This window comes from Rhodanobacter sp. LX-99 (assembly GCF_018599185.1).
Taxonomy (GTDB): Bacteria; Pseudomonadota; Gammaproteobacteria; order Xanthomonadales; family Rhodanobacteraceae; genus Rhodanobacter.
On record NZ_JAHFVL010000001.1, the window covers coordinates 612,542 to 638,506 of the forward strand.

General features: G+C 68.4%; 26 protein-coding genes. 16 read left to right on the forward strand and 10 right to left on the reverse strand.

Annotated elements, in window-relative coordinates:
- Positions 1-60: 60 nt before the first annotated feature.
- Together KK131_RS02945 and murJ are read right to left on the reverse strand one after the other, a co-directional pair.
- Positions 61-1,014, reverse strand: a complete 954-nt coding sequence (locus KK131_RS02945; protein WP_214555172.1) for a bifunctional riboflavin kinase/FAD synthetase — start codon at positions 1,012-1,014, stop codon at positions 61-63.
- 49 nt (positions 1,015-1,063) lie between these two features.
- Entirely contained in the window at positions 1,064-2,674 is a 1,611-nt protein-coding gene (gene murJ, locus KK131_RS02950; protein ID WP_214555173.1) for a murein biosynthesis integral membrane protein MurJ, read from the reverse strand.
- A 220-nt stretch (positions 2,675-2,894) separates the two neighbouring features.
- Here murJ and rpsT point away from each other — a divergent pair, with 220 nt between their 5' ends.
- Positions 2,895-3,158: a 30S ribosomal protein S20 gene (gene rpsT, locus KK131_RS02955; protein ID WP_008435251.1), complete on the forward strand. Its 264-nt coding sequence runs from the start codon at positions 2,895-2,897 to the stop codon at positions 3,156-3,158.
- 79 nt (positions 3,159-3,237) lie between these two features.
- Here the strand turns inward: rpsT and KK131_RS02960 are convergent, their stop codons facing one another.
- The 3 genes from KK131_RS02960 to KK131_RS02970 are packed head-to-tail and all read right to left on the reverse strand — an operon-like array spanning position 3,238 to position 5,614.
- The gene (locus tag KK131_RS02960) at positions 3,238-3,537 is read right to left on the reverse strand and encodes a DUF6587 family protein (RefSeq protein WP_214555174.1); all 300 of its coding nucleotides are present in this window, start codon (positions 3,535-3,537) and stop codon (positions 3,238-3,240) included.
- Positions 3,534-5,372, reverse strand: a complete 1,839-nt coding sequence (locus KK131_RS02965; protein WP_214555175.1) for a ferrous iron transporter B — start codon at positions 5,370-5,372, stop codon at positions 3,534-3,536. The genes KK131_RS02960 and KK131_RS02965 overlap by 4 nt, the downstream gene beginning before the upstream one ends.
- Positions 5,369-5,614, reverse strand: coding sequence for a FeoA family protein (locus KK131_RS02970; RefSeq protein ID WP_214555177.1), 246 nt, complete (start codon positions 5,612-5,614; stop codon positions 5,369-5,371). Before KK131_RS02970 ends, KK131_RS02965 begins: the two co-directional genes overlap by 4 nt.
- 102 nt (positions 5,615-5,716) lie before the next feature.
- Here KK131_RS02970 and KK131_RS02975 point away from each other — a divergent pair, with 102 nt between their 5' ends.
- The 7 genes from KK131_RS02975 to KK131_RS03005 all read left to right on the forward strand — a co-directional run bounded on the left by KK131_RS02975 (position 5,717) and on the right by KK131_RS03005 (position 12,698).
- Positions 5,717-6,514 carry an enoyl-CoA hydratase-related protein gene (locus KK131_RS02975; protein WP_214555179.1) on the forward strand — a complete coding sequence of 266 codons (798 nt, stop codon included), beginning with the start codon at positions 5,717-5,719 and terminating at the stop codon, positions 6,512-6,514.
- 93 nt (positions 6,515-6,607) lie between these two features.
- A complete protein-coding gene (locus tag KK131_RS02980) occupies positions 6,608-8,611 on the forward strand; it encodes a biotin carboxylase N-terminal domain-containing protein (RefSeq protein ID WP_214555181.1) in 2,004 nt (667 codons plus the stop codon).
- A 149-nt stretch (positions 8,612-8,760) separates the two neighbouring features.
- Positions 8,761-9,663 carry a hydroxymethylglutaryl-CoA lyase gene (locus KK131_RS02985; protein WP_214555183.1) on the forward strand — a complete coding sequence of 301 codons (903 nt, stop codon included), beginning with the start codon at positions 8,761-8,763 and terminating at the stop codon, positions 9,661-9,663.
- A gap of 41 nt (positions 9,664-9,704) precedes the next feature.
- Complete coding sequence (locus tag KK131_RS02990) at positions 9,705-11,024, forward strand: amidohydrolase family protein (protein WP_214555184.1); 1,320 nt, start codon at positions 9,705-9,707, stop codon at positions 11,022-11,024.
- A complete protein-coding gene (locus KK131_RS02995) occupies positions 11,021-11,509 on the forward strand; it encodes a GNAT family N-acetyltransferase (protein WP_214555185.1) in 489 nt (162 codons plus the stop codon). Before KK131_RS02990 ends, KK131_RS02995 begins: the two co-directional genes overlap by 4 nt.
- A 9-nt stretch (positions 11,510-11,518) precedes the next feature.
- Positions 11,519-12,121: a YdeI/OmpD-associated family protein gene (locus KK131_RS03000; protein ID WP_214555186.1), complete on the forward strand. Its 603-nt coding sequence runs from the start codon at positions 11,519-11,521 to the stop codon at positions 12,119-12,121.
- A gap of 13 nt (positions 12,122-12,134) precedes the next feature.
- Positions 12,135-12,698 (forward strand): GNAT family N-acetyltransferase, encoded by a 564-nt coding sequence (locus KK131_RS03005; protein WP_214555187.1) that lies wholly within the window; start codon positions 12,135-12,137, stop codon positions 12,696-12,698.
- Between the two features lie 61 nt (positions 12,699-12,759).
- On the opposite strand, the gene KK131_RS03010 is transcribed toward KK131_RS03005, so the two are convergent.
- Complete coding sequence (locus KK131_RS03010) at positions 12,760-13,215, reverse strand: RcnB family protein (protein ID WP_214555189.1); 456 nt, start codon at positions 13,213-13,215, stop codon at positions 12,760-12,762.
- Between the two features lie 210 nt (positions 13,216-13,425).
- Here KK131_RS03010 and KK131_RS03015 point away from each other — a divergent pair, with 210 nt between their 5' ends.
- The 8 genes from KK131_RS03015 (at position 13,426) to KK131_RS03050 (ending at position 21,776) form a co-directional block, all read left to right on the forward strand.
- Entirely contained in the window at positions 13,426-14,193 is a 768-nt protein-coding gene (locus KK131_RS03015; RefSeq protein WP_214555191.1) for an SDR family NAD(P)-dependent oxidoreductase, read from the forward strand.
- A gap of 84 nt (positions 14,194-14,277) precedes the next feature.
- Positions 14,278-14,841, forward strand: a complete 564-nt coding sequence (yeiP, locus tag KK131_RS03020) for an elongation factor P-like protein YeiP (protein WP_214555192.1) — start codon at positions 14,278-14,280, stop codon at positions 14,839-14,841.
- Between the two features lie 169 nt (positions 14,842-15,010).
- Entirely contained in the window at positions 15,011-17,107 is a 2,097-nt protein-coding gene (locus tag KK131_RS03025) for an FUSC family protein (protein ID WP_214555194.1), read from the forward strand.
- A 63-nt stretch (positions 17,108-17,170) separates the two neighbouring features.
- Entirely contained in the window at positions 17,171-18,205 is a 1,035-nt protein-coding gene (locus tag KK131_RS03030) for an amidohydrolase family protein (protein WP_214555196.1), read from the forward strand.
- Positions 18,202-18,723 carry a hypothetical protein gene (locus KK131_RS03035; protein ID WP_214555198.1) on the forward strand — a complete coding sequence of 174 codons (522 nt, stop codon included), beginning with the start codon at positions 18,202-18,204 and terminating at the stop codon, positions 18,721-18,723. The genes KK131_RS03030 and KK131_RS03035 overlap by 4 nt, the downstream gene beginning before the upstream one ends.
- A 61-nt stretch (positions 18,724-18,784) precedes the next feature.
- A complete protein-coding gene (gene kynU / locus KK131_RS03040; protein WP_214555199.1) occupies positions 18,785-20,077 on the forward strand; it encodes a kynureninase in 1,293 nt (430 codons plus the stop codon).
- Positions 20,078-20,120: 43 nt separating this feature from the next.
- Positions 20,121-20,570, forward strand: a complete 450-nt coding sequence (locus tag KK131_RS03045; protein ID WP_214555200.1) for a hypothetical protein — start codon at positions 20,121-20,123, stop codon at positions 20,568-20,570.
- Between the two features lie 213 nt (positions 20,571-20,783).
- Entirely contained in the window at positions 20,784-21,776 is a 993-nt protein-coding gene (locus KK131_RS03050; RefSeq protein WP_214555201.1) for a hypothetical protein, read from the forward strand.
- A gap of 83 nt (positions 21,777-21,859) precedes the next feature.
- Here the strand turns inward: KK131_RS03050 and KK131_RS03055 are convergent, their stop codons facing one another.
- Genes KK131_RS03055 through argH form a run of 4 tightly spaced genes read right to left on the reverse strand, consistent with a single transcriptional unit; the run spans position 21,860 to position 25,946 of the window.
- Entirely contained in the window at positions 21,860-23,122 is a 1,263-nt protein-coding gene (locus KK131_RS03055) for a glutamate-5-semialdehyde dehydrogenase (RefSeq protein ID WP_214555202.1), read from the reverse strand.
- Positions 23,119-24,279 carry a glutamate 5-kinase gene (proB, locus tag KK131_RS03060; RefSeq protein ID WP_214555203.1) on the reverse strand — a complete coding sequence of 387 codons (1,161 nt, stop codon included), beginning with the start codon at positions 24,277-24,279 and terminating at the stop codon, positions 23,119-23,121. Before proB ends, KK131_RS03055 begins: the two co-directional genes overlap by 4 nt.
- Positions 24,276-24,638, reverse strand: coding sequence for a cupin domain-containing protein (locus KK131_RS03065; protein WP_214555205.1), 363 nt, complete (start codon positions 24,636-24,638; stop codon positions 24,276-24,278). The genes proB and KK131_RS03065 overlap by 4 nt, the downstream gene beginning before the upstream one ends.
- A 12-nt stretch (positions 24,639-24,650) precedes the next feature.
- Entirely contained in the window at positions 24,651-25,946 is a 1,296-nt protein-coding gene (gene argH, locus KK131_RS03070) for an argininosuccinate lyase (protein WP_214555207.1), read from the reverse strand.
- Positions 25,947-25,965 lie beyond the last annotated feature (19 nt).

The following is a 25,965-nucleotide window of genomic DNA, read 5'->3' on the forward strand; positions in this document are numbered from 1 at the left end:
AAAGTTAGTCGATTTCGACCCGTGCCGTAATGCCCGCGTCTTCAGAGCCTGCTCATGATCTCAGGCCTCGGCCAGCCGCGGGTTCATGCCCAGCAGCTCGCGCGCCCGGCGCGAGTCCAGCGCCATCTGCGCCTTGAGCGGCTCCAGCCCGTCGAATTTCTGCTCGTCGCGCAGCTTGGCGACGAACTGCACCGCCATGCGCTGGCCGTAAAGGTCGCCCTCGAAGTCGAACAGGTGCACTTCCAGCAGCGGCTCGGCGACCTCGTTCACGGTGGGGCGTACGCCAAGGCTGGCCACGCCCGGCCAGCTGCACTCGCCCTCGCCCAGCCCCACGCGCACCGCGAAGATCCCCTGGATCGGGCTGACCCGCTGCGACAGGTGGATGTTGGCGGTGGGATAACCCAGCGTGCGGCCGAGCTGGTTGCCGTACTCCACCTTGCCTTCGATCACGAACGGCCGGCCCAGCAGCGACTCGGCCCCGGCGAACTCGCCCGCCGCGAGCAGGGCGCGCACCCGGCTGGCCGAGACACGGGTGCCGTCGAGCTGCACCATCGGCATGCTGCAGGCGGTGAAGCCGAGCTGCGCGCCCATCCGCTCCAGCAGCGCCATGTCGCCGCCGCGCTTGTGGCCGAAGCGGAAATCGCCGCCCACCCACACTTCGCGCGCGGCCAGCCGTTCGACCAGCACGCGCCGCACGAAATCCTCGGCCGACATCGCGGTCAGCGCCCGGTTGAAGCGCAACAGCAAGGTGTGCTCCATGCCGGCAGCGGCGAAACCGCGCAGCTTCTCGCGCACGCTGGACAGCCGCGGCACCGGTTCGGGCGAGAAGAACGCGCGCGGCAGCGGCTCGAAGCTCACCACCACCGGGCTGCAGCCGAGCGCCTGCGCGCGCTCGCGCACCTGGGCCAGCAAGGCCTGGTGACCGCGGTGCAGGCCATCGAACGCGCCGACCGCGATGACGCTGCCGCGCGGCGCCAGGCAGGGGCCTGCGACATCCCTGGAAAGTCTCATCATCGCGTGAGTATAACGGCCCGGCTGCCCGCGATAAGAGCCTCAGGCGGGTTCACGCACCGCGCAGGTCGCGCAGGCGGAAGCCGCCGGCAAACAGCACGGCGACATAACTGGCCCCGCCGGCCAGCACCAGCACGGCCAGATGCCACAGCCGGGTCAGCACCGACACCCCGTGGGTCCAGTTCGGCCATAGCCAGCGGCCCAGCAACAGCACCGCCACCATCGCCGCGCAGGCCGCGGCCAGCCGCAGCAGATGCCGCGACCAGCCCGGCTGGCGCTGGTAGACACCGGCCTTCTTCAGCCAGTGCCACAGCAGCCACAGGTTCACGTAGGCGGCCACCGCGCTGGCCATGCCAAGCGCCATGTGCAGGCCGGGCAGCCGGGCCAGGCCGTCCAGCCAGGCCAGCTGCTTCAGCTCGGCCGGCGCCCACAGCTCGAACAGCAGCGCCAGGAACACCACGTTCAGCAGCATGTTGGCGAGCAGCGAAGCCACGCCCGCGCGCACCGGCGTGCGCGTGTCCTGGCGCGCGTAGAACGCCGGCAGCAGCACCTTCACCAGTGCGAACGCCGGCAGGCCGAAGCTCAGCGCGGTGATCGACAGGGTTGCCATGTGGGTGTCGTGCGCGGTCCAGTGGCCGTGCTGGAACAACGTCGCCACCAGTGGCCCGGCCAGCAGCATCAGCGCGAACATCGCCGGCACCGCGATCAGCAGGGTGACGCGCAGGCCCCAGTCCAGCGCGCGCGAGAAACCGGCGGTGTCGGTGGTGACGTGATGGCGCGACAGCGACGGCAGGATCACCGTGCCCAGCGCCACGCCGAACACGCCCAGCGGCAGTTCCAGGAAACGATCCGCCTGCGACAGCCAGCTCTGCGAGCCGACCACCAGCAGCGAGGCGATCACCGTGTCGAACAGCAGGTTGATCTGCGCCACCGACGAACCGAACAGGGTCGGCACCATCAGCCGCATGATCCGGCGCACCTCCGGGTGGCTCCAGCCCCAGCGCGGCAGGGTCAGCAGGTCCAGCCCGCGCAGCGCCGGCAGCTGGAACAGCAGCTGCAGGATGCCGGCCGCCAGGATCGCCCAGCCCATCGCCATGATCGGCGTCTGCAGCCGCTTCGACAGCCACAGCGCGCCGGCGATCATGCACAGGTTGAGGATCACCGGGGTCAGCGCCGGCAGGCCGAAGCGATGGAAACTGTTCAGCGCCCCGCCGGACAGCGCGGTCAGCGACACGAACAGCAGGAACGGGAAGGTCAGCCGCAGCAGTTCGACGGTGAGTCCGAACTTCTGCGGCTCGTCGATCGCGCCGGGCGAGAACAGCACGGTCACCTGCGGCGCGAAGATGATCCCCAACGCGGTGATCAGCAGCAGCACGCCGCCCAGCGTGCCCGACACCCGCGACATCAGGTCCTTCAGCTGCGCATGCGTGCCCTTTTCCTTCACTTCCGTGAAAACCGGCACGAAGGCGGTGGAGAACGAGCCCTCGGCAAACAGCCGGCGCATGAAGTTGGGGATGCGGAACGCCACCCAGAACGCATCGGTGGCGCCGTTGGCGCCGAACGCGGCATTGATCGACATGTCGCGCACCAAGCCGAGCACCCGCGAAACCATCGTCATGCTGCTGAACGAGAGCAGCCCGCGGAGCATGCTGGGTGACTTCATGTGGCGGTTCGTTACCTTCGGCGTCGATCACGCGGGGCGCGTAGTTTGACAGCCCGCGCGGGCAGGATGACAGCGCGGATATGGCAGAATAGCGGCACGACGACCGCCACGCGCCCATGCCGGCCCTCGGCGTGGCCGCCTAAATGATTGACGCACCGGCGAATCGACCGCATAATTGGCGTCTTTTTCCACCCTCAACCCTGCATTCCGGAGTTCTACCTTGGCCAACATCAAGTCCGCGAAGAAGCGCGCGCGCCAGTCCGAACAGCGCCGTCTGCGCAACATCAGCGCCCGCTCCATGGTCCGCACCGCCCTGAAGAAGGTCGTCAAGGCCGTCGAGGCCAAGGACAAGGCTGCCGCCGTCGCCGCGTTCGCCGCCGCCCAGCCGGTGATGGACCGCTACGCCGCCCGCGGCCTGATCCACAAGAACAAGGCCGCCCGCCACAAGAGCCGCCTCAACGCGAAGATCCGCGAACTGGCGTAAGCCGGGGCGCGATTCGAGTTGACGAAAAGCCGGCGCAAGCCGGCTTTTTCATGCCCGCCCCACGCGACGCCGGATGGCGTCACTGCCGCGGCCGGAACTCCAGCGGCATCGGCTCCGTCCGCGCCGCCGCCGGCGGCTTCGGGCCGCAGGCGCCGCAGGTGCTGCAGCCATCGCTGCAATCGCCGGTCGCCTCTTTCGGCTGCAGGCGACGGCCCAACGCGCGCACCCACGCGGCGCGCCCGGGGCGGCTGCAGCGGATCGACGCGGCCGCCAGCCAGCGGTTGGCGAGCTTCGGTGCCAGCTTGCGGAACACGATCAGCACGCTGGCCAGCACGACCAGGCCGACCACCACGTACTGCAGCAGCAGGCCGGTACTCATGCCAGCATCCTCGCCACCTGGTAGACGATGAACGACGCGGCGTAGGCCATCACGAACATGTAGCCGAACGAGATCGCCACGTTGCGCCAGGAATCGGTTTCGCGCTTGATGATCGCCAGCGTGGACATGCACTGCGGCGCATACGCGAACCACACCAGCAGCGACAGCGCGCTGGCCAGCGGGATCTGCCCGGCCAGCGCATGGCCCAGCCCGCCGGCCGCCTCGCCGCCGACCAGGTAGACGGTGGCCAGCGCCGCCACCGCCGTTTCGCGCGCGGCAAACGCCGGGATCAGCGCCAGGCTGATCTGCCAGTTGAAGCCGATCGGCGCGAAGACATACTGCAACGCCCGGCCGATGTAGCCGGCGAAGCTGTACTCGATCGCCGGCTGGGTCGCGCCCTCCGGCGCGCCCGGGAAGGTGGAGAGGAACCACATCAGCACGGTCAGGCCGAGGATCACGCCGGTCAGCCGCTTCAGGAAGATCATGCCGCGCTCGTACAGGCCGATCGCCACGTCGCGCAGCTTGGGCATGCGGTACGACGGCAGCTCCATCAGCAGCGCGTGCTCGCTCTTGTCGCGGCGGATGTGTTTCATCACCCAGCCCACCAGCATCGCGCCGAGGATGCCGGCCAGGTACAGCGCGAACAGCACCACGCCCTGCAGGTTGAACACGCCGAACACGTAGCGGATCGGTATGAAGGCACCGATCAGCAGTGCGTACACCGGCAGCCGCGCCGAGCAGGTCATCAGCGGCGCGATCAGGATCGTGGCCAACCGGTCGCGCGGATCCTGGATGCTGCGCGTGCCCATGATGCCGGGGATCGCGCAGGCGAAGCTCGACAGCAGCGGAATGAACGAGCGCCCGGTCAGCCCCACCGACAGCATCAGCCGGTCGAGCAGGAACGCCGCGCGCGGCAGGTAGCCGGACTCCTCCAGCACGATGATGAACAGGAACAGCACCAGGATTTCCGGCAGAAAACCCAGCACCGTGCCGAGGCCGCCGAACAGGCCGTCGTTGACCAGGCTCTGCAGCGGCCCGGCCGGCATCCATGCGGCAACGTGCCCGCCCAGCCAGCCGAAGCCGTCGCCGATGGCGTCGGTCATCGGCTTGCCGATCGAGTACACCGCCTGGAATACCAGGAACATCACCACCGCCAGGATGGCCAGTCCGAACACCGGATGCAGGGTCCAGCGGTCCAGCGCATCGTCGAGTTCCGCGGTGGCGCGCGGCATCGTCACCGTTGCCGCCAGCAATTCACGCACCTGCGCGTGCAGGTCGGCGCGGCCGGCCGCGTCGCCCACCTGCGCCGGCGCCGCCGGCGGCACCTCGCCGTCGACCCGTTCGATCAGTCCCCGCGCGCCGCCGCGTTTCACCGCGACGGTTTCCACCACCGGCAGGTCCAGCCGGCGCTGCAGCTCCGGCACGTCGATGACGATGCCGCGCTGGCGCGCGGTGTCCATCATGTTCAGCGCCAGCACCACCGGCCGGCCGAGGCGCTTGACCTCCAGCACGAAGCGCAGGTGCAGGCGCAGGTTGGTCGCGTCGGCGACGCAGACGATCAGGTCCGGCGGCACCTCGCCCGGGTAGTTGCCGGCGCAGACATCGTGGGTGATCTGCTCGTCCGGGCTGTTCGCGTCGAGGCTGTAGGCGCCCGGCAGGTCGAGGATCTGCAGTACACGGCCCGACGGCGCGGTGAAGCGGCCTTCCTTGCGCTCCACCGTGACGCCGGCGTAGTTCGCCACCTTCTGCCGGCCGCCGGTGAGCAGGTTGAATAGGGCCGTCTTGCCGCAGTTCGGGTTGCCCACCAGGGCGATGCGCAGGGTCGAAGCGCTCATGCCGCCACCCCGGTCCGCACGCTGATCCGGGCCGCCTCGGCGCGACGCAGGGCAAAGCGGGTGAAACCGATCTGGATCAGCAGCGGGTCGCCGCCCATCGGCCCCACCGCCACCACACGCACCGGCTCGCCGTCGACGAAGCCCAGGTCGCGCAGGCGCTGCGCGATCGGGTCGGCCGCGTGCGCATCGTCGACGCGGTCGACCACGGCAGGGGCACCCTTGGGCAAATCGGACAGACGCACAGGCTGGATTCTCAAATAAGAATAGTTCGCATTATAGACCTAGACTCGGCCCGCTGCACCACGCCCGGTTTATCATCGCGTTATTTGCCACAGGCACGACCGATGACCGATTCCATCCTGAGCGAGCGTCGCGGCACGGTCGCCTGGCTCACCCTGAACCGCCCGCAAATCCACAACGCGTTCGACGACACGCTGATCGCCGCGCTCACCGACGCGCTGGCGGCCGCCGACGCTGACCCGGCCGTGCGCGCCGTGGTGCTGAGCGGCAACGGCAGTTGTTTCTCGGCCGGCGCCGACCTGAACTGGATGCGCGGCATGGCCGGCGCCAGCGAGCAGGAAAACCGCGAGGACTCGCTGCGCCTGGCGCGGCTGATGCGCCACCTGCAGTTCCTGTCCAAACCGACCATCGCCCGTGTCAACGGCGCCGCCTACGGTGGCGGCGTGGGCCTGGTCGCCTGCTGCGACATCGCGGTCGGCGTGGACACCGCCAAGTTCGCGCTGTCGGAAGTGAAGCTGGGCCTGGTGCCGGCGGTGATCTCGCCGTACGTGATCGCCGCGATCGGCCTGCGCGAGGCGCGCCGGCTGTTCATCACCGGCGAGGTGTTCGACGCCGCCACCGCGGCACGCATCGGCCTGCTGCATGCGGTGGTATCCGCCAGCGAGCTGGACGAAGCGATCGAGCGCCAGCTGTATCTGCTCGCCAAGGCCGGCCCGCTGGCCCAGCGCGAAGCGAAACAGCTGGCGTTGCGCATCGGCGGCATCGACCCGGCACAGGCCGAGCGCATCGACGGCGCCAACGCCGAACTGATCGCCCGCCTGCGCGTGTCGCCGGAAGGCCAGCACGGCCTGGGCGCCTTCCTCGACAAGCGTGCGCCGGCGTGGGTCGGCCAGGCCAAGTAGGTTCCGCCATGCTGCGCCGCGCAGCGGCGGCAACATCCCGATCTGCTAGCTTTGACGGCTTTGCATCGACACGAACGGTTCCAGGGATTCCGCATGTTCGAACGCGTACTGATAGCCAACCGCGGCGAGATCGCCTGCCGCGTGATCCGCACCTGCCGCCGCCTCGGCATCCACGCCATCGCGGTGTATTCGGAAGCCGACCGCGACGCGCAACACGTGCGGCTGGCCGACGAGGCGTGGCCGATCGGCGGCCCGCGTCCGGCCGATTCGTACCTGCGCGGCGATGCGATCCTCGAGGTGGCGAAGCGAACCGGCGCGCAGGCGATCCATCCCGGCTATGGCTTCCTCTCGGAGAACACCGATTTCGCCCGCATGTGTACCGACGCCGGCATCGCCTTCATCGGGCCGCGCCCGGAAAGCATCGACGCGATGGGTTCCAAGGCCGCCGCCAAGGCGCTGATGGAACAGCACGCGGTGCCGCTGGTGCCGGGCTACCACGGCGCCGACCAGGACGCCGCCCACCTCGCCGAGCAGGCCGCCAGAACCGGCTTCCCGCTGATGATCAAGCCGGCCGCCGGCGGCGGCGGCAAGGGCATGCGCATCGTGCGCAGCGCGAGCGAATTCGCCGACGCGCTGGCCTCGGCGCAGCGCGAAGCCGCCAGTTCCTTCGGCGATGCGCGGATGATCCTGGAGCGCTACGTCGAGCACCCGCGGCACATCGAGTTCCAGGTGTTCGGCGACACCCACGGCAACGTGATCCACCTCAACGAACGCGAATGCTCGGCCCAGCGCCGCTACCAGAAGGTGCTGGAGGAAACCCCCTCGCCGTTCCTCGACGACGCCCGCCGCCGGGCAATGGGCGCAGCCGCCGTCGCCGCCGCAAAGGCGGTGAACTACGTCGGCGCCGGCACGGTGGAATTCATCGTGGCGCGGCAGGCCGATGGAAGTCCGGGCGAATTCTTCTTCATGGAGATGAACACGCGGCTGCAGGTCGAGCATCCGGTCACCGAGATGACGCTCGGCCTGGACCTGGTCGAGTGGCAGCTGCGCGTCGCCGCCGGCGAGCCGCTGCCGCTGACGCAGGATCAGGTGCACGCGCACGGCCATGCCATCGAGGTGCGCCTGTACGCGGAAGACCCGGACCAGAACTTCCTGCCCGGCTCCGGCAAGCTGCAAACCCTGCGCCTACCCGCGCCATCGCGCCACGTGCGCCTCGACGGCGGCGTGATCGAAGGCGACAGCGTGACGATCTTCTACGACCCGATGATCGCCAAGCTGATCGTGTGGGACGAGGACCGGCCGCAGGCCCTGCAGCGGCTTCGCGAGGCGCTGGCGGCCAGCGAGATCGTCGGCCCGAAATCGAACATCGGTTTCCTCGAACGGCTGGCGCGGCACCCGGCGGTGGTCGAGGGGCGCATCGACACCGGCTACCTGGATCGCCATCTGGGCGAGTTCCTGGTCGGCGATGCCACGCCTTCCGACGGCACGCTGTTTGCCGCCGCCACCGCCGCGCTGCTGCACGACGAGCTGCACGTCCGGGGCGCTCCGGTGGATCCGCACTCGCCCTGGGCGCGCGCCGACGCCTGGCGCATCGGCCATGCCGGCAAGCGCATCGTGGCACTGACCTCTCGCGAACGGCGTTTCGAAGTCGAAGCGCACGGCCACGGCGGCGACTACCGGCTGCGCCACGGCGAGACCCACTGCGAAGTGCGCGGCGCGCGCGTGGCCGACAACAGCCTCAGCGCCCGCTTCGACGGCGAATCCCTGCGCGTGCCGCTGCGCGCCGACGCGCAACGCGTGCTGCTGCACGACGCACATGGCCAGCGCCACCACTTCAGCCGCGCCGCCGCGTTCGCCTGGGAACCGAAGGACGCGGCCGGCGGCAACCAGGTCATCGCGCCGATGCCCGGCCGCATCGTGCTGGTGAAGGCGCAGGCCGGCGATGTGGTGGAACACGGCCAGGAACTGCTGGTGATGGAGGCGATGAAGATGGAACTGGCCTTGAAGGCGCCACGTACCGGCACCATCGAAAGCGTGAACGCCACGCAAGGCGAGTTCGTCGAGGCGGACGCCGTACTGGTGCGTTTCGCCGACTGAGCTTTTTTGAACCCCTCTCCCCTGGGAGAGGGCTGGGGTGAGGGTACGGGCTTCGTACAGACATCCATGCAAGCCCCGAACCCTCATCCGCCCCTTCGGGGCACCTTCTCCCGGTGGGAGAAGGACATCATGTCCTCCGGAGTTTTCCCATGAACGCTTCCAATCACGTCCGCATCGTCGAAGTCGGCGCCCGCGACGGCCTGCAGAACGAGAAGACCCTGCTGCCGGCCGAGGTGAAGATCGCGCTGATCGACCGGCTGTCTTCCACCGGCCTCAAGACGATCGAGGCGACCAGCTTCGTCAGCCCGAAGTGGGTGCCGCAGCTGGCCGATGCGGCCGAGGTGTTCCGCGGCATCCGCAAGGTACCGGGCGTGAGCTACCCGGTGCTGGTGCCGAACCTGCAGGGCTACCAGCGCGCGCGCGAAGTCGGCGCCACGGACATCGCGGTGTTCACCGCCGCGTCGGAAGCGTTCAACCGCAGGAACATCAACGCATCGATCGACGAGTCGATCGAGCGCTTCATCCCGGTGATGGACCAGGCCCGGGCTGACGGCGTGCGGGTGCGCGGCTACGTCTCCACCGTGCTCGGCTGCCCGTACCAGGGCGAGGTGCCGGTGGCCGACGTGGTGCGCGTGGCGCGCCGGATGCACGAGCTGGGCTGCCACGAGATCTCGCTGGGCGACACCATCGGCGTGGGCACGCCGGCGAAAGCGCGCGCGATGCTGCACGCGGTGGCGCAGGAAGTGCCGATGGCGGCGCTGGCCGTGCACTTCCACGACACCTACGGACAGGCGCTGGCGAACATCCTGGCCTGTCTGGAGGAAGGCGTGCGCGTGGTCGACAGCGCCGTCTCCGGCACCGGCGGCTGTCCCTACGCGAAGGGCGCCACCGGCAACGTGGCCAGCGAGGACGTGGTCTACATGCTGCACGGCATGGGCATCGAGACCGGCATCGACCTCGATCTGCTGATCGCCACCGGCGCCTGGCTGGCCGCGCAGCTGCACAAGGAAACCGCCAGCCGGGTCACCCGCGCGCGTACCGCCGCGGGCTGAAAGCTCGCTATCATCGACGCTTCGGCTGACCGGACGAAGCGATGCGCGCAAGCCTGACGACCTGGTGGCAAACGGCGGCGGTCCTGCTGCTCCTGCTGTGCTCCCTGCCCGTGGGCGCGACCACGCCCAAGGGCGACTGGCTGTTGCTGCCCGAGCGCGTGTGGACCGGCAGCGGCGACGCCGCGCACGGCGGCTGGGCGGTGCTGGTGCACGACGGCGCGATCGCCGCGGTGGGCCCGGCCTCGTCGATCCAGGCACCGCCCGGCGCGCAACGCGTCGAACTGCCCGGCGCCACGCTCACCCCCGGCCTGATCGACCTGCACTCGCACCTGTTCCTGCATCCGTACAACGAAACGTTGTGGAACGACCAGGTGCTGACCGAACCGCAGGATTACCGCACGCTGGAAGCCGCCGCCCACGCCAGAGCCACGCTGATGGCCGGCTTCACCGCCCTGCGCGACCTCGGCACCGAGGGCGCGGGCTTTGCCGACGTGTCGATCCAGCGCGCGATCAACGAAGGGCTGATCCCGGGGCCGCGGATGTTCGTCGCCACGCGCGCCATCGTCGCCACCGCCAGCTATGGACCGGGGCCGCGCGGCTTCCGCCCGGATCTCGACCTGCCGCAAGGCGCGCAGCCGGTCAGCGGCGTGGATGCGGCCATCGCCGCCGTGCGCGAGCAGGCCGCCCGCGGCGCCGACTGGATCAAGCTGTACGCGGACTATCGGGTGGGGCCGGGCGGTGAAACCGCGCCCACCCTCAACCCGGCGGAACTGAAGGCGATCGTCGACACGGCGCACCAGATCGGCCGCCCGGTCGCAGCGCACGCGGCCAGCGATGCCGGCGTGCGGATGGCGGTCGAAGCCGGCGTGGACACCATCGAACACGGCTACGGCGCCAGCGAGGCGACCTTCCGCCTGCTCAAGCAGAAGGGCGTGGCCTATGAACCCACGCTCACCGCCGTCGACGCCACCTCGGAGTATTTCCAGCACTACGTGCCGGGCAAGTCCGAACCCACGCCTGCCATGAAGGAAGCCGAGCGCGCGTTCCGCACCGCGCTGAAAGTCGGCGTCACCATCGGCAACGGCAGCGACGTGGGCGTGTTCGCGCACGGCACCAACTGGCGCGAACCCGCGGCGATGGTACGCGACGGCATGACTCCGGCGCAGGCGCTGCACGCGGCCACCGACGTGGCGGCGAAGATCCTGCGCCAGTCGCAGCACTTCGGCCGCATCGCACCCGGCCTGGCAGCCGACCTCGCCGCGTTCAGCGGCGATCCCAGCACGCAGATCGACGCCCTGAAGAAACCGGTCTTCGTGATGAAGGCCGGCGTTCCCTACCGCACCCCCGACATGACCCCATGACCGACACGTTCCTTGTCCGCCCGATCGAACCGTCCGACAACGCGGCCATGGCCGCGATCATCCGCAGCGTGATGCCCGAGTTCGGCGCCGACGGTCCCGGCTTCGCGATCCACGACATCGAAGTCGACACGATGTACCAGGCCTACGCGCAACCGCGTTGCAGCTATTTCGTGGTCGAGCGCGACGGTGTGGTGATCGGCGGCGGCGGCATCGCACCGCTGGAAGGCGGCGAGCCGGACGTGTGCGAGCTGCGCAAGATGTACTTCCTGCCCACGGCGCGCGGCATCGGCGCGGGCACGGCGATGATGCAGCGCTGCCTCGACGCGGCGCGCGCGCACGGCTTCAAGCGCTGCTACCTGGAAACGCTGACCGGCATGGATGCGGCGCAGGCGCTGTACAAGCGCAGCGGTTTTACCGCCCTGTGCAGCGCGATGGGCGGCACCGGCCACCACGGCTGCGACCGCTACTTCATCCGCGAGCTGTGAGGTGAGGTGATGGCGAACCACGATCCCCGCATCGACGCCTACATCGCGAAATCCGCCGGCTTCGCCCGGCCGATCCTGGAACACCTGCGCGCGCGGGTGCACGAGGCCTGCCCCGAGGTGGAGGAAAGCCTGAAGTGGAGCATGCCGTTCTTCAGCTACAAGGACGCGCCGATGTGCATGATGGCCGCGTTCAAGCAGCACTGCAGCTTCGGTTTCTGGTTGTCGAAGGAAGTCACCGGCGGCAGCGACGAGGAAGGCATGGGCCAGTTCGGCAAACTCGCCACGCTGAAGGACCTGCCCTCGGACAGGCAGCTCGCCGCCCACCTGAAGAAGGCAATGGCGCTGAACGAGGCCGGCGTGAAGAAGGCGCGCCCGAAGGCCGCCGCGAAACCCGCACCGGCGCTGCCGGACGACCTGTCCGTCCTGCTCGCCAAGCGGCAGCACGCCGCCGCGCGCCAGGCATGGGCAAGCTTCCCGCCCGGCGCGCAGCGCGAGTACGTCGACTGGATCGCCGAGGCGAAAACCGACGCCACCCGCCAGAAGCGCCTCGCCACCACCCTGGAGTGGCTGGCCGAAGGCAAGCGGCGCCACTGGAAATACGAGAAATGCTGAAGGCCACCGCCCGATGATCCGCACCGCCCGCGACGAAGACGCCGCCGCCATCCACGCGATCTACGCCCCCTCGGTCAGCGCCGGCGTGGCCACCTTCGAGACCGAACTGCCCGGCGTGGATGCGATGCGCGAACGTCTCCGCGCACGCCTGCAGCACTATCCGTGGCTGGTGTGGGACGAAGCTGGCGAGGTGCTCGCGTACGCCTATGCCGGGCGCTTCCGCGAGCGCGCCGCTTACGACTGGATCGCCGAGACCTCGATCTACGTGCATGCCGACGCGCAGCGCCGCGGCATCGCGCGCCGCCTCTATGGCGTGCTGCTGGACGTGATGCGGCTGCAGGGCATCACCCAGGCGGTCGGCGTGATCACCCTGCCCGGCACGGCCAGCGTGGCGATGCACCAGGCGATGGGCTTCGCTTCCGCCGGCGTATGGCGCCAGTGCGGCTACAAACTGGGGCAATGGTGGGACGTGGGGGTATGGCAGAAGGAACTGCAGCCAGCCGCGACTCCCCCGCCGGCGGTGACGCCGTTTCCGGCACTCGCCGACACGCCGGCGCTGCGCGCCCTGCTGGGCTGAACCGCGCGCATGAAAACGGCGCGCCCGCGGTGCGGACGCGCCGTCGTGCCGACGAAGCGGCTTACTGGTTGAGCAGCAGGTCGACGATCACGCCGGTGGCAATCGCCACCAGCAGGAAGTCGCCGTTGTCGCTGCGCACCCAGTGATAGCCGCGTGGCGGTTCGCGCAGGCGGTCGCGGCGCCAGTCGGTCACCACGTAGCGGGTGCGGTATTCCACCGGCAGGTAACCGCCGCGCTTGTACCAGCCCTCGTGGCGGCCGCGATCGTGCCAGCTCTTGTAGTGGCCGTAGGCGTGGCCGCGGCCATGACCCTGGTCATCATCATTGTCGTACCGCACATAGCGGCCACGATCGTCATCGCGCCCATGGCCGCGATCGCCATCGTCCTGGTCGTAGCGATCGTTTCCGTTCCCGTTCCCGTGACCCCGGCCATGGCCGTGCCCCTGCGCCAGCACGGAGCCGCTGGCCAGCATCAGCATCGCACCCAATACGGCAGACAGACTCAGCAGCTTCTTCATACGTTGTTCCCCCACACTCGATGGAATTGGAACCGCCCGGCCGCTCCCGGCACTGACCGGTTCGTTCCGGCGGTTCGAGGCCACGATGGCCAGCGCTACCCCAACGCGGCGTGAATCCGCCGCCACCACAAGTTTCGCGTTCAGCCTGCAGCCGCATGTGCCGGTCGGCTACCATGGCGGCTTTTCGGCACCGGCCATCAAGGATTCCCCATGCAGCTCGATCAGGTCAAGGCAATCATCACCGGCGGCGCCTCCGGTCTCGGCCACGCGGTGGCGCAGCACCTCGTCGCCCACGGCGGCCAGGTCGCGCTGTTCGACGTCAACGACGACAAAGGCCAGGCCGCCGCGAAGGAGCTGGGCGACGCGGCGCGCTTCTTCCGCACCGACGTCACCTCCGAAGACGGCGTGGCCACCAACGCGGCCGCCGCGCACCACGCGATGGGCGGCCTGAACGTGGTGATGAACTGCGCCGGCATCCTCGGCGCCGGCCGCGTGCTGGGCAAGGAAGGCCCGATGCCGCTGGGCAACTTCGCCACCACGGTGATGGTGAACCTGGTCGGCAGCTTCAACGTGGCCAAGGCCGGCGCGGCGCTGATGCAGGGCAACGAGGCGGGCGAGGACGGCGAGCGCGGCGTGATCATCAACACCGCCAGCGTCGCCGCCTACGAAGGCCAGATCGGCCAGGCCGCGTACTCCGCCTCCAAGGGCGGCGTGGTCGGCATGACCCTGCCGATGGCGCGCGAGCTGGCGCGCTTCGGCATCCGCGTGGCGACCATCGCGCCGGGCATCTTCTGGACCCCGATGGTCGACAGCATGTCCGAGGCCGTGCAGCAGTCGCTCGGCGCCTCGATCCCGTTCCCCTCGCGGCTGGGCCAGCCGGCGGAGTTCGCCTCCACGGTCGCCTTCATCCTCGGCAACCGCTACATCAACGGCGAGACGATCCGCCTCGACGGCGCGGTGCGGCTGGCGGCGAAGTAGCCCGGGATTCGAAAAGCCCGCATCCCGCACTCCTCGCTCTTTCCGAATCCCGAATCCCCAATCACGAATCCCGGTTCTACACCCATGAAAGCTTCCGACGTCAAGAAAGGCAACGTGGTCGAACACGACGGCACCGTCTACCAGGTGCGCGACATCGAGCGCAGCGCACCCACCGCGCGTGGCGGCAACGTGACCTTCCGCTTCACCATGTACTCGATCCCCGGCGGCCGCAAGTACGACCTCAGCCTGCGTGCCGACGACGACCTGCGCGAAATGGACCTGGTGCGCCGCGCCGCCAATTTTTCCTACATGGACGACGGCGCGTTCGTGTTCATGGATGCCGAGGATTACACCCAGTACCCGCTGTCGCCGGAACTGGTGGGCGACAACGCCGGCTACATCGTCGAAGGCGTCGAGGGCTACTACGTGCAGCTGATCGACGACGCGCCGGTTGGCCTGCAGGTGCCGACCAGCGTGGTGCTGACCGTGGTCGACACCGCCCCGGAAATGAAGGGCTCCAGCGCCACCAAGCGCACCAAGCCGGCCAAGCTCGACACCGGCATCGAAATCCAGGTGCCCGAGTACATCAGCAACGACGAGAAGGTGTGGGTGAACACGCTCACCGGCGAGTTCGCCGGCAGGGCCTGAGCTTCGAGTTCCGGTTACCGTTCATCCTGAGCATGGGTCCGCAGGACCCTAGTCGAAGGACCTTCCTTCGACTCCGCTGCGCTACGCTCAGGACCTGCCCTGGACCTGATCCGGGTGCGAACGGAAGTTGCGTTCTGCACTGAACTCACAAGTGCGACCAGGAACCTCGATGCCCCCCACCGGTTATTCGCTGCGCGCCCATGCGATCGAGAGCCTGACCGACATCAAGCGGCCGGACGTGCCGCTGCGGGTGGTGCTGCGCAATACCGCCGCGGTGATCCTGCCGCTGGCCGTGGGCATGGCCACCGGCCATCCGCAGATCGGCCTGGGCGTGGCCGCCGGCGCGCTGGACACGATGTTCTCCGACCAGCCCGGACCGTATCGCCAGCGCATGCGGCAACTGTTGCTGGCGTCGCTGGCGGCCGGCCTCGCCGCGCTGGTGGGTTTCCTGATCGGCGGCCAGTTGCTGCCGATCCTTCTCGCCACTGCCGCCTGCGGTTTCTTCGGCGGCATGCTGGTGGTGTTCGGCGCGGATACCGCGCGGGTCGGCATGACCAGCATGATCCTGCTGGTGATCACCGCATCGACGCCGGCCTCGCTGAGCCACGCGCTCGGCGGCGCCGCGCTGATCTTCGCCGGCGGCATGCTGCTCACCGCGTTCTCGCTGGCGGCGTGGCCGTTGCAGCGCTACTGGCCGGAGCGCATCGAGCTGGCGCGGGTATACGCCGGGCTGGCCGCACTGGCCCGCGAGCAGGCGCATGACGATGCCGAGGTGCCGGCGCTGACCGAGGCGATGACCAGCCTGCAGCGCACCCTGCTGGGCCGTCATCGCGCGCACGGCCGCGCCATGGAAGCCTTCGGCGTGCTGCTGGAGCTGGCCGAGCGGATCCGGCTGGAGCTCACCGCGATGAACGAGCTGCACGCCAACCCGGCCATCCACGCGATGTTCCGCGACGACGCCGCGCGCGTGCTGGCGGCGATCGCCGAGGCACTGCAGCAGGGCGACCCGCCCGAGCGGGCCGACCGCGCGCTGCAGACCCTGCGCGCCAGCGAGCGCGCCCTGCTCGACGGCGGCGGCGACGCCGACGGCCTGGCCGCGCACATCCATGCGCTGGCCGGCCAGTTGGCCGCCGCGGTGCGCAACGCCGACTGGGCCGGCAGCCGCGGCGAACTGCGCGCCAGCGCAGCGGAAACCCGGCTGCCCGATTCGCTTCGCAGCAGTTCCACCTGGGCCACCCTGCGCGCCAACCTCACGCCGCGTTCGGTGGCGTTCCGCCACGCCGTGCGCATGGCGGTCTGCCTCAGCGCGGCGCTGTGGATCTCGCGCCTGCTGCACCTGCCGCACGGCTACTGGCTGCCGATGACCGCGGCGATCGTGCTGCGCCCGGACTTCGCCGCCACCTTCAACTTCGGCCTGCTGCGCGTGTTCGGCACGGTGCTGGGGCTGGTGCTCACCACGGTGCTGCTGCACATCACGCCGGACGAACCATGGGCGCACCTGGCGCTGATGGCGGTGCTGTGCATGGCGTTCCGCTACCTGGCCGGCGCGCATTACGGCATCGCGGTGGCGACGCTGACCGGCACCGTGGTGATCCTGCTGTCGTTCGAAGGCGTCAGTCCCGGCCTGGCGGTGTCGGACCGGGTGCTCAACACCGCGCTCGGCTGCGGCATGGCCCTGCTCGCCTACGTGGCCTGGCCGACCTGGGAGCGCGGCCGCGCCCGCGCCGCGCTGGCGGTGATGCTGGACGCCTACGCCAGTTACCTGCGCGCCCTGGCGCAACCCGACCGCGGCGGCAACCGCAACGACACCCGCACCGCGGCGCGCACCGCCCGCACCAACGCGCAGGCCTCGATCGACCGCATGCGCACCGAGCCGGCCACACCGCCGGAACTGCTGGCGCTGGCCCGCGCGCTGTTCGCCAACGGCAACCGCCTGGCGCGCACCGCGATGGCGCTGGAAGCCACCCTCGACGATCTCGCCACGCTGCCGGCGGCAGACGCCATCGGCCGTTTCGTCCAGCACAACGCCGACGCCGTGCAGGCCATCGCCACGGCGCTGCGCGAACAGCAGCCGCTGGGCGCCCTGCCCGAGCTGCGCGCCATGCAGCGCGAACTAGTCACCTCGATGCAGGGCGTCGGCGACCGCGCCGCGTTCGAGCTGCTGGCGCGCATCAGCGACCGCCTGGTCGACAACGTCGATACGCTGGCCCACGTGACGAAGCGCGGCCTGTCGGAGCCCGCCGCCGCGGAACCGCCGCCGGTGTAAGCCGCGCCGCAGCATGTGCGGGCGCAACGCGACGCCATCGTGCGGAGGTTTTACACTGCGCGGATGCTCAAGATCGACACCCACGCGCACATCCTGCCCCGCGACTGGCCGAACCTGGCGGCCAAGTACGGCGACGACCGCTTCCCCGTGATGACCCATACCGGCGGGCGCCACCGCATCTACAAGGACAGCCGGTTCTTCCGCGAAGTGTGGGACTCGGCGTTCGACCCGCAGACGCGCATCGACGACTACGCCCGCTTCGGCGTCGACGTGCAGGTGATCTCCACCGTGCCGGTGCTGTTCTCGTACTGGGCGCCGGGCCACCAGGCGCTGGAGCTGCATCGCCATCTGAACGACCACATGGCCGGCATCTGCCGCGACCACCCGCGCCACTACGCCGGCATCGGCACGGTGCCGCTGCAGGCGCCGCAGCTGGCCGTGCGCGAGCTGGAACGCTGCATCGACGAACTGGGCCTGCAAGGCGTGCAGATCGGCTCGCACTGCGGCGACTGGAACCTGGATGCGCCGGAACTGTTCCCGTTCTTCGAGGCCGCCGCCGATCTCGGCGCCGCGGTGCTGGTGCACCCGTGGGACATGATGGGCATGGCCAGCATGCCGAAATACTGGATGCCGTGGCTGGTCGGCATGCCCGCCGAACAGTCGCGCGCCGCCTGCTGCCTGGTCTTCGGCGGCGTGATGGAGCGGCTGCCGAAGCTGCGCGTGATGCTGGCCCACGGCGGCGGCAGCTTCCCCTCGACGATCGGCCGCATCGAGCACGGCTTCCGGATGCGCCCGGACCTGGTCGCCACCGACAATCCGCGCAACCCGCGCGAGTACCTCAAGCGCTTCTACTTCGACTCCTGCGTGCACGACGACCAGGCGCTGCGCTATCTGCTGGATGTGACGGGCGCCCGCCAGGTGATGCTCGGCACCGACTATCCTTTCCCGCTGGGGGAGCAGGAACCCGGCAGCGGCATCGAGGCGCTGGGCCTGGACGAAGCCGACCGCGCGCGGCTGTTCCACGGCACGGCGCTGGAATGGCTGGGCCTGCCCCGCCACCGCTTTGTCCCCGATCCCCTCCCGAAGGAATCCGCATGAGCTTCCTGCGCACCACCACCCTCGCGATCGCCTTCGCCACCGCCCTGCTGGCCGGTGGCGTCGTGCACGCCACCGACGTCAGCATGGCCAACGGCAGTGTCCACTTCAGCACGCCGGACAACTGGCTCGGCATCATGGAAACCCAGGGCGACCCCGAAGCCCGCGTGTTCCAGGTGCCCGACCCCTCGCCCACCGGCAGGAACAGCCTCGCCCGCGTCACCGTCACCGTGAAGCAGGTGGCCGACGTCAACGGCTTCAACCAGTACCGCAGCGAAGCCACCGCGAAGGCCATGGCGCTGCCCGGCTACAAGGCCGCCGCGGTGCCGCCGAGCCCGAACAGCAACGTCTATACCGCGCAGGAAAACGCCACCGGCTTCAGCTACACCGAGCACTACTGGTTCAAGAACGGCCACGCGATCCAGCTACGCTGCATGCGCCCCAGCCAGACCGAAGCCGGCGCCGACTGGAAGGCCGCCTTCGACAAGGGCTGCGACGCGATCGCCGCGCAACTGAAGTAAGCCCGCGTCGATCCCGTCTCTGCTTCGCGGGGGAGGGATCAACACTGCAAAGAGATACCCGATGCCCGCAAGTTTCGAAGCCACCCTCGACTGGGCCAACGCCCGGGACGCCGCCGATCCGCTGCGCGCGTTCCGCGACGAGTTCCTGATACCGCCGCACGAAGGCCGCGACAACCGGCTCTCTGACAGCGTGTACTTCTGCGGCAACTCGCTCGGCCTGCAGCCGCGCGCGGTGCGCGAAGCAGTCAACGCGGAACTGGACTACTGGGGCGAACTGGGCGTCGAAGGCCACTTCAAGGGCCGCCTGCCGTGGATGGACTACCACGAATTCGTGCGCGACGACCTCGCCGCGGTGGTCGGCGCCAGGCCCGCCGAAGTGGTGGCGATGAACACCCTGGGCGTGAACCTGCACCTGATGATGGTGAGCTTCTACCGCCCCACCGCCGAACGCCCGGCGATCCTGATCGAAGGCGGCGCCTTCCCCACCGACCGTTACGCGGTGGAATCGCAGATCCGCTTCCACGGCTTCGATCCCGCCACTACGCTGATCGAGTTGCAGCCCGACGAGCCGAACGGCACCACCTCGCTTGCCGCAATCGAACGCACACTGGCCGAGCACGGCTCGCGCATCGCGCTGGTGATGCTGCCCGGCGTGCAGTACCGCACCGGCCAGGCGTTCGACCTGAAGGCGACCACCGAACTGGGGCACCGGCACGGCTGCACGGTCGGTTTCGACCTCGCCCACGCGGTCGGCAACCTGCCGCTGCAACTGCACGACAGCGGCGCCGACTTCGCCATCTGGTGCAGCTACAAGTACCTGAACAGCGGCCCCGGCGCGATCGGCGGCGCGTTCGTGCACGAGCGCCATGCCAAGGCAGTGCTGCCGCGCTTCGCCGGCTGGTGGGGCCACGACAAGACCACCCGCTTCCAGATGGGCCCCGAGTTCGTGCCCACCCCCGGCGCCGACGGCTGGCAACTGTCCAACCCACCGATCCTCGCGCTGGCGCCGCTGCGCGTGTCGCTGGAAATCTTCCGCCGCGCCGGCATGCAGCGCCTGCGCGAAAAATCGCTGCAGCTCACCGGCTACCTCGAATGGCTGGTGCAGACCCAACTGTCCGACGTGCTGCAGGTAGTAACCCCCACCGAACCCGCACGCCGCGGCGCCCAGCTGTCGATCCGCGTCATCGGCGGCCGCGAACGCGGCCGCGCCTTGTTCGAATACCTGATGGCCCACGGCATCATCGGCGACTGGCGCGAACCCGACGTGATCCGCATCTCGCCGGCGCCGCTGTACAACCGGTTTGCGGATTGTCTGGCGTTTGCGGAGGCGGTGCGAGAGTGGAGTCAAGGCTGATACACCCGGCACGTTGATTGCCTATGCCCGCTATCGACCTGAAATGGATATTACGGTCGAGACACCCAACGAAAGCATCGGAGTGGCTATGCGCCCGATGATCTATGCGGCCGCGCTTTTCCTGTTACTTGTCACTTGCGCAACATCAGTGTTCGGAACTGAGCCTGTCCCAACGAGTGTTTGTGAGATCAACGCGAATCCGGGGAGGTTTGAAGGTGCCGAAGTATCGGTCCACGGATCCATCTACGTTGGCATGGATGTGACGAACATCAGTGATCCAGGCTGTCCGGGCGTTGCAATCCAGTTATCCGTGCGCGACGAAGCGCATCGTCGCAAGGACATTCGTGCATTCGAGCATAACGTCCGGAAGTACGGTATGCGGGCAACGGCAACTGTGGAGGGGTCATTTCACGCAAAGGCGCCTGTTCGTCCGTACCCCATGCCGGCCATTGATGTGCACGCGCTCAAGAACGTCGTCTTTGAGGCTAAATGACCACCTGAAAACGTCCGCTTCCGACTCAAAGCAGCCACTCGAGGGGCATAGCTCTCCGTCCGGTTATACATCTGGTTGTTGGCCGGACCCGGCAAAGATAAGCTCCCGCCAGAACAAGGAGTTGCGTCAGAGTTTCTTGGCGCGATCGGAGATCGTACAACCGGATCCTAGGGTCCGTCTAATCGGTAGTTATACCTACGGAGACTAATTCCCGTGACCCGCGGCATGTTCGACTTTCTACAGCGCGAACCAACTTACACAGGATCGGACAAGGACTGGTATGTGGAGCTAAGTCACTCAACCTGTTTATGGTATGACCTGCTTCTTCATCCACCACAGGGTTTCGATACGAAGCAACAAATCACAGATTACTTAAAGCAATTGCAGGCAATGGTCGAGAGCCAACTGGACAAGCGCTTCATATACTTCCTCGCCGCAAGAAAGAAGCTCCGATTTTGCGTGTCGAAAAAGCCAAGGTACTCCTTCCTCAGCAACGACCTGGTCTTCTATGTTGAGATGGGACGCGAAAAAATACGGCGGAAGGTCACTACAAAAATATTCGATGCCCAGACGCTAAGGCCGATTAAACCGCCCGTTGAAGTCTCCGACCGCTTCATAACATTTCGCTACAAGCCAAACCACAAAGTATCTATGTCGATTCACGACTTCCTGCAAAACAGTGGCATCGAAGTTGGAATCAACACGGAAGTTCATTACATCGGCTACACCAAGAACCCTTCGGATCGCCCAATTAATGGGGCTCATCGTGGCTTGTCTGACATGCTGTACCGAGTATCCAACGAAGAGCATGACTTCTTTGTTTTCTACAACCTGTTCAAGGTGCTGTCCATCGGAATGAATCCAACTGCACCAATCAACTTTTGCGTCGCAAATTCAATGGTCGATGAGATAAAGGTGGATGATGAAGGCCGCATCATCGAGAAAGCACTAATCAAGTATTTCGGCACTGAAACGCAGGAGATAAACAAGAAGAACGAGGAATCTGAACTTGAAAACAGCCTGGAACGACTGTCTGCGAAGAACAAGATCAACTCCGTTGCCATTCACATTGAGATGGACGAGCCAAGTGAGCTACACAGGTTCTTCTCTCGATCGGTCAAGCCGTCCGACAAGCATGTCTTCACTTGTCGCATCGGAAATAATGGCGTTGAAATTGTCGAAGGTTCAAACCTTGCCGTACCCTAACATCTTGTTCAAGGCGGACGGCTTCGCCACCGCTTAACTCCTGCGTTTACAGTCCGCTCTTGGCCGAAAGTGGACATCCGACATCACGCCCGACTCTGCGGATGCCTCACCTGCCCTTCCCCGCGCACCACGAAGCGCTCCACCGTCAGCGCCTCGGCCCCCATCGGCCCGTAGGCATGCAGCCGGGTGGTGGAGATGCCGATTTCGGCGCCCAGACCAAGTTCGCCGCCGTCGCTGAAGCGGGAGGAGGCGTTGACCATCACCACCGCGGAGCGGATCGCCTGCACGAAGCGTTGCGCGGCGGCCTGGTCGGCGGTGGCGATCACTTCGGTGTGGTCGGAGCCGTAGCGGCGGATGTGGGCGATGGCGGCGTCGAAGTCGTCGACCACGCGCACGGCGAGGATCAAGTCGAGGAATTCGGCGGCGTAGTCGTCTTCCGTGGCGGTGTGCATATCGGGTACCAGGGCGCGGCTGCGTTCGTCGCCGCGCAGTTCGACGCCGCGTTCGCGCAAGGCAGCCACCGCGCGCGACAGGAAGGCGGCGGCCACGTCGCGATGCACCAGCAGCGTCTCCAGTGCGTTGCACACGCCGGGGCGCGAGGTCTTGCCGTCGAGCAGCAGGTTCAGCGCAAGGTCGAGGTCGGCGGCGCGGTCCACGTACAGGTGGCAGACGCCCTTGTAGTGCTTGATCACCGGCACGCGCGCGTGCTCGGCGACGAAGCGGATCAGGCCTTCGCCGCCACGCGGGATAGCCAGGTCGACGAGGTCGCTGAGTTGCAGCAGTTCGACCATGGCCTCGCGGCTGAGGTCTTGCAACACCGTTACCGCCGCCTCGGGCACGCCGTGCGCGCGCAGCGCGGCGTGCAGCGCGGCAGCGATGGCGAGGTTGGAGTGGATCGCCTCGGAGCCGCCGCGCAGGATCACCGCGTTGCCGGCCATCAGGCACAACGCCGAGGCGTCGGCGGTGACGTTGGGGCGCGCCTCGTAGATCATCGCGACCACGCCGAGCGGGATGCGCACGCGCTCCACCGACAGGCCGTTCGGCCGCGTCTCGCGGCGGGTCGTCACGCCGACCGGATCGGGCAGTTCGGCCACCTCGCGCAACGCGCCGGCGATGCCGGCCACGCGTGCCTCGTCCAGCCGCAGGCGATCGAGCATGGCGCCCTGCACGCCCTTCGCCGCGGCCTGGCGCATGTCCTCGGCGTTGGCTGCCAGCACCGCGGCGGACTGCGCCTCCAGCGCCGTGGCCATGTCGCGCAGCAGCGCGCGCTTCGCCTCGCTGCCCAGCGCCGCCACGGCCTGGGCGGCGTCGCGGCAAGCCAGTGCCTGTTCGCGGATCGTGCTCATGCGTTGATCTCCTGCCCGGACGCGACCGGGCGATTCATGCTGACGAGGTCGTCGCGATGCACTACCTCGTCGCCGTAGCTGTAGCCGAGCACGCCGTCGATCTCGCGGCTGTGCCGGCCGGCCAGACGGCGTACCTCGGCGGCGCCGTACTGGCTGAGTCCGCGCGCGACGGCGGCACCGTCCGCGTCGACGATCTCCACCAGGTCGCCGCGGTGGAACTCGCCGTCGGCGCCAAGCACGCCACCCGGCAGCAGCGAGACGCGCCCGCCGGCCAGCGCCTTCACCGCACCGGCGTCGATGCGGATGCGGCCCGGCGCGGCGGGTGCGTGGCGCAGCCAGTACTTGCGCGCCTGCAATCGTGTGGAAGCCGCGGCGATCAGCGTACCGCGCAGTCGCCCGCGCTGCAGCGCCTGCACGGTGGCCGCCTCGCGCCCGCTGAACAAGGCGGTGGGGATGCCGGCGGCTGCAGCCTTCGCCGCCGCCTGCAGCTTGGTGCGCATGCCGCCGGTGCCGGCCGCGCTGCCGCTGTCGCCGGCCATCGCGACAATCTCGGGGGTCAGCGCGGCCACTTGCGCGATCGGCATGGCTGCGGGGTCGCGCCGCGGGTCGGCGCTGTACAGCGCATCGACGTCGGAGGCGATCAGCAGCAGGTCGGCGTCGACCAGCGCGGCCACGATGGCGGCGAGGTTGTCGTTGTCGCCGAGCTTCAACTCATCCACCGACACGGTGTCGTTCTCGTTGATCACCGGCAGCACGCCGAGCTGCAGCAGTTCGCGCAAGGTGGCGCGCGCGTTGAGGTAGCGGCGGCGGTTGCGCAGGTCGTCATGGGTCAGCAGCACCTGCGCCACCGGCCGCGCGGACAGCGATTGCCAAAGCGCGATCATCCGCGCCTGGCCCAGCGCGGCCAGCGCCTGCCGCGCGGCGAGGCCGCCGCTGTCGCGCGCATGCTGGCGCAGCAGTGCGCGCCCGGCCGCCACCGCGCCGGAGGAGACCAGCACCACCTCGCGGCCTTCGGCATGGCTGGCTGCGACGAAGACGGCCAATGCTTCGGCGTAGCGCGGTGTGAGGCCGCCGCCGTCGGCGGCGAGCAGGTTGCTGCCCACCTTGAGCACGGCACGGCGCCAGTGCGGCAGCACCTGTTCGGGCAGCGTGTTCATGCGACACCATCCACCGGCGGCGCGGGAGTGCGGTCGCCGTGGCTCTTCGGCGCGGAGACCGCGAGAAAGCGGACGTCCGCCGCGCTGTCGTTGCGCACCTGATGCGCCGCACCGGGCGGCACATGCAAGCCCTCACCGCACTGCAAACGGTGCATCACGCCTTCCAGTTCCAGCGTGACCACGCCTTCCAGCACGTAGAAGAACTGGCGCGCCCGCGCATGTCGATGCCGCTGCTCGGCGGTACCCGGCGGCATGCGTTCCTCGATCACGCTGAGGTCGTCGCCGGCCAGCAGGTGCCAGCCGTCGCAGGCGTCACCCCAGTGGTAGTGCTGCGCGTTCGCCGTGCTGACCGCCGCCATGTCGTGCCCTCTTCAACGATCGAGTTGATCCAGCCGTGCCCGCAATTCGTCCAGCCGCAAGTCGTTGCCGGCGCCTGGCGAGACGCGGGCGGCGAGGCTGCCTTCGGGCGTGCGCCCCTGCCCCGCGGATGCCGCGGTTTCCGCCGCCGCGCGATAGGCATCGCGGAACGGTACGCCGGCGGCGGCCTGCTCGATCGCCACGTCGGTGGCGTACATCGCCGGTTCGATCGCGGCGCGCATGGCGCCCGCGTTCCACTCAAGTCGTGCCAGCAGGTCGGGCACCAGCTCCAGCGCGCCCAGGCCGTGGCGCACGCCGTGGAACAGCGAGCCCTTGGAAAACTGCAGGTCGCGCTGGTAGCCGGACGGCAGCGACAGCAGCTGTTCGATCTCGGTGCGCGCGGCGGCCACGCTGGCGTAGCTGGCGCGCAGCAGTTCGATCACGTCGGGGTTGCGCTTGTTCGGCATGATCGAACTGCCGGTGGTGTACTCGGCCGGCAGCTTGACGAAGTCGAATTCGGCGGTGGTGAACAACGACAGGTCCCAGGCCAGCCGGCGCAGGTCGAGCAGCGCGCCGCCGATCGCCTCCAGCACGGCCATCTCGAACTTGCCGCGCGACAGCTGCGCGTAGATCGGGCTGAGCTGCATGCGCGCGAAGCCGAGCGTCCGGGTGGTGTGCGCGCGGTCCAGCTTGAGGTTCACGCCGTAGCCGGCGGCGGTGCCGAGCGGATTGGCGTCGATCAGCGTCATCGTCTGCCGCGCGCGCAGCGCATTGTCGATGAAGCCTTCGGCGAAGCCGGCGAACCACATCGCGGTGGACGAAACCACCGCGCGCTGCAGGTGGGTGTAACCGGGCACCGGCACGGCTTCTTGCGACGCGCGCTCAAGGCAGACCTCGGCGATGGCACGGCAATGCGATTCCAGCGCAGCCAGCTTGTCCTTCAGCCACAGTCGGGTGGCGACCAGGATCTGGTCGTTGCGGCTGCGCCCGGTATGCACGCGGCGGCCGGCGTCGCCGAGGCGCTCGGTGAGCCGCGCCTCGATTGCCGAATGGCCGTCCTCATAGCGCTCGTCCAGCACGAACGCGCCGCTCGTGAAATCCTCGGCCAGCGCATCCAGTTCGCGCTTCAACGCGGCGGCTTCGCCGGCGCTGACCACGCCGATGTTGGCCAGCCCTTCCACGTGCGCCTTGCTGGCGGTGATGTCGTGCAGGAAGAACTCGCGATCCAGCAGCACGTCGTCGCCGGCGAGGAACTGCATGATCTTCGCGTCGATCTGGATGCCGGATTTTTGCCAGAGGGGTTGGGTCATGGAGATGTCCTGCTTGCGG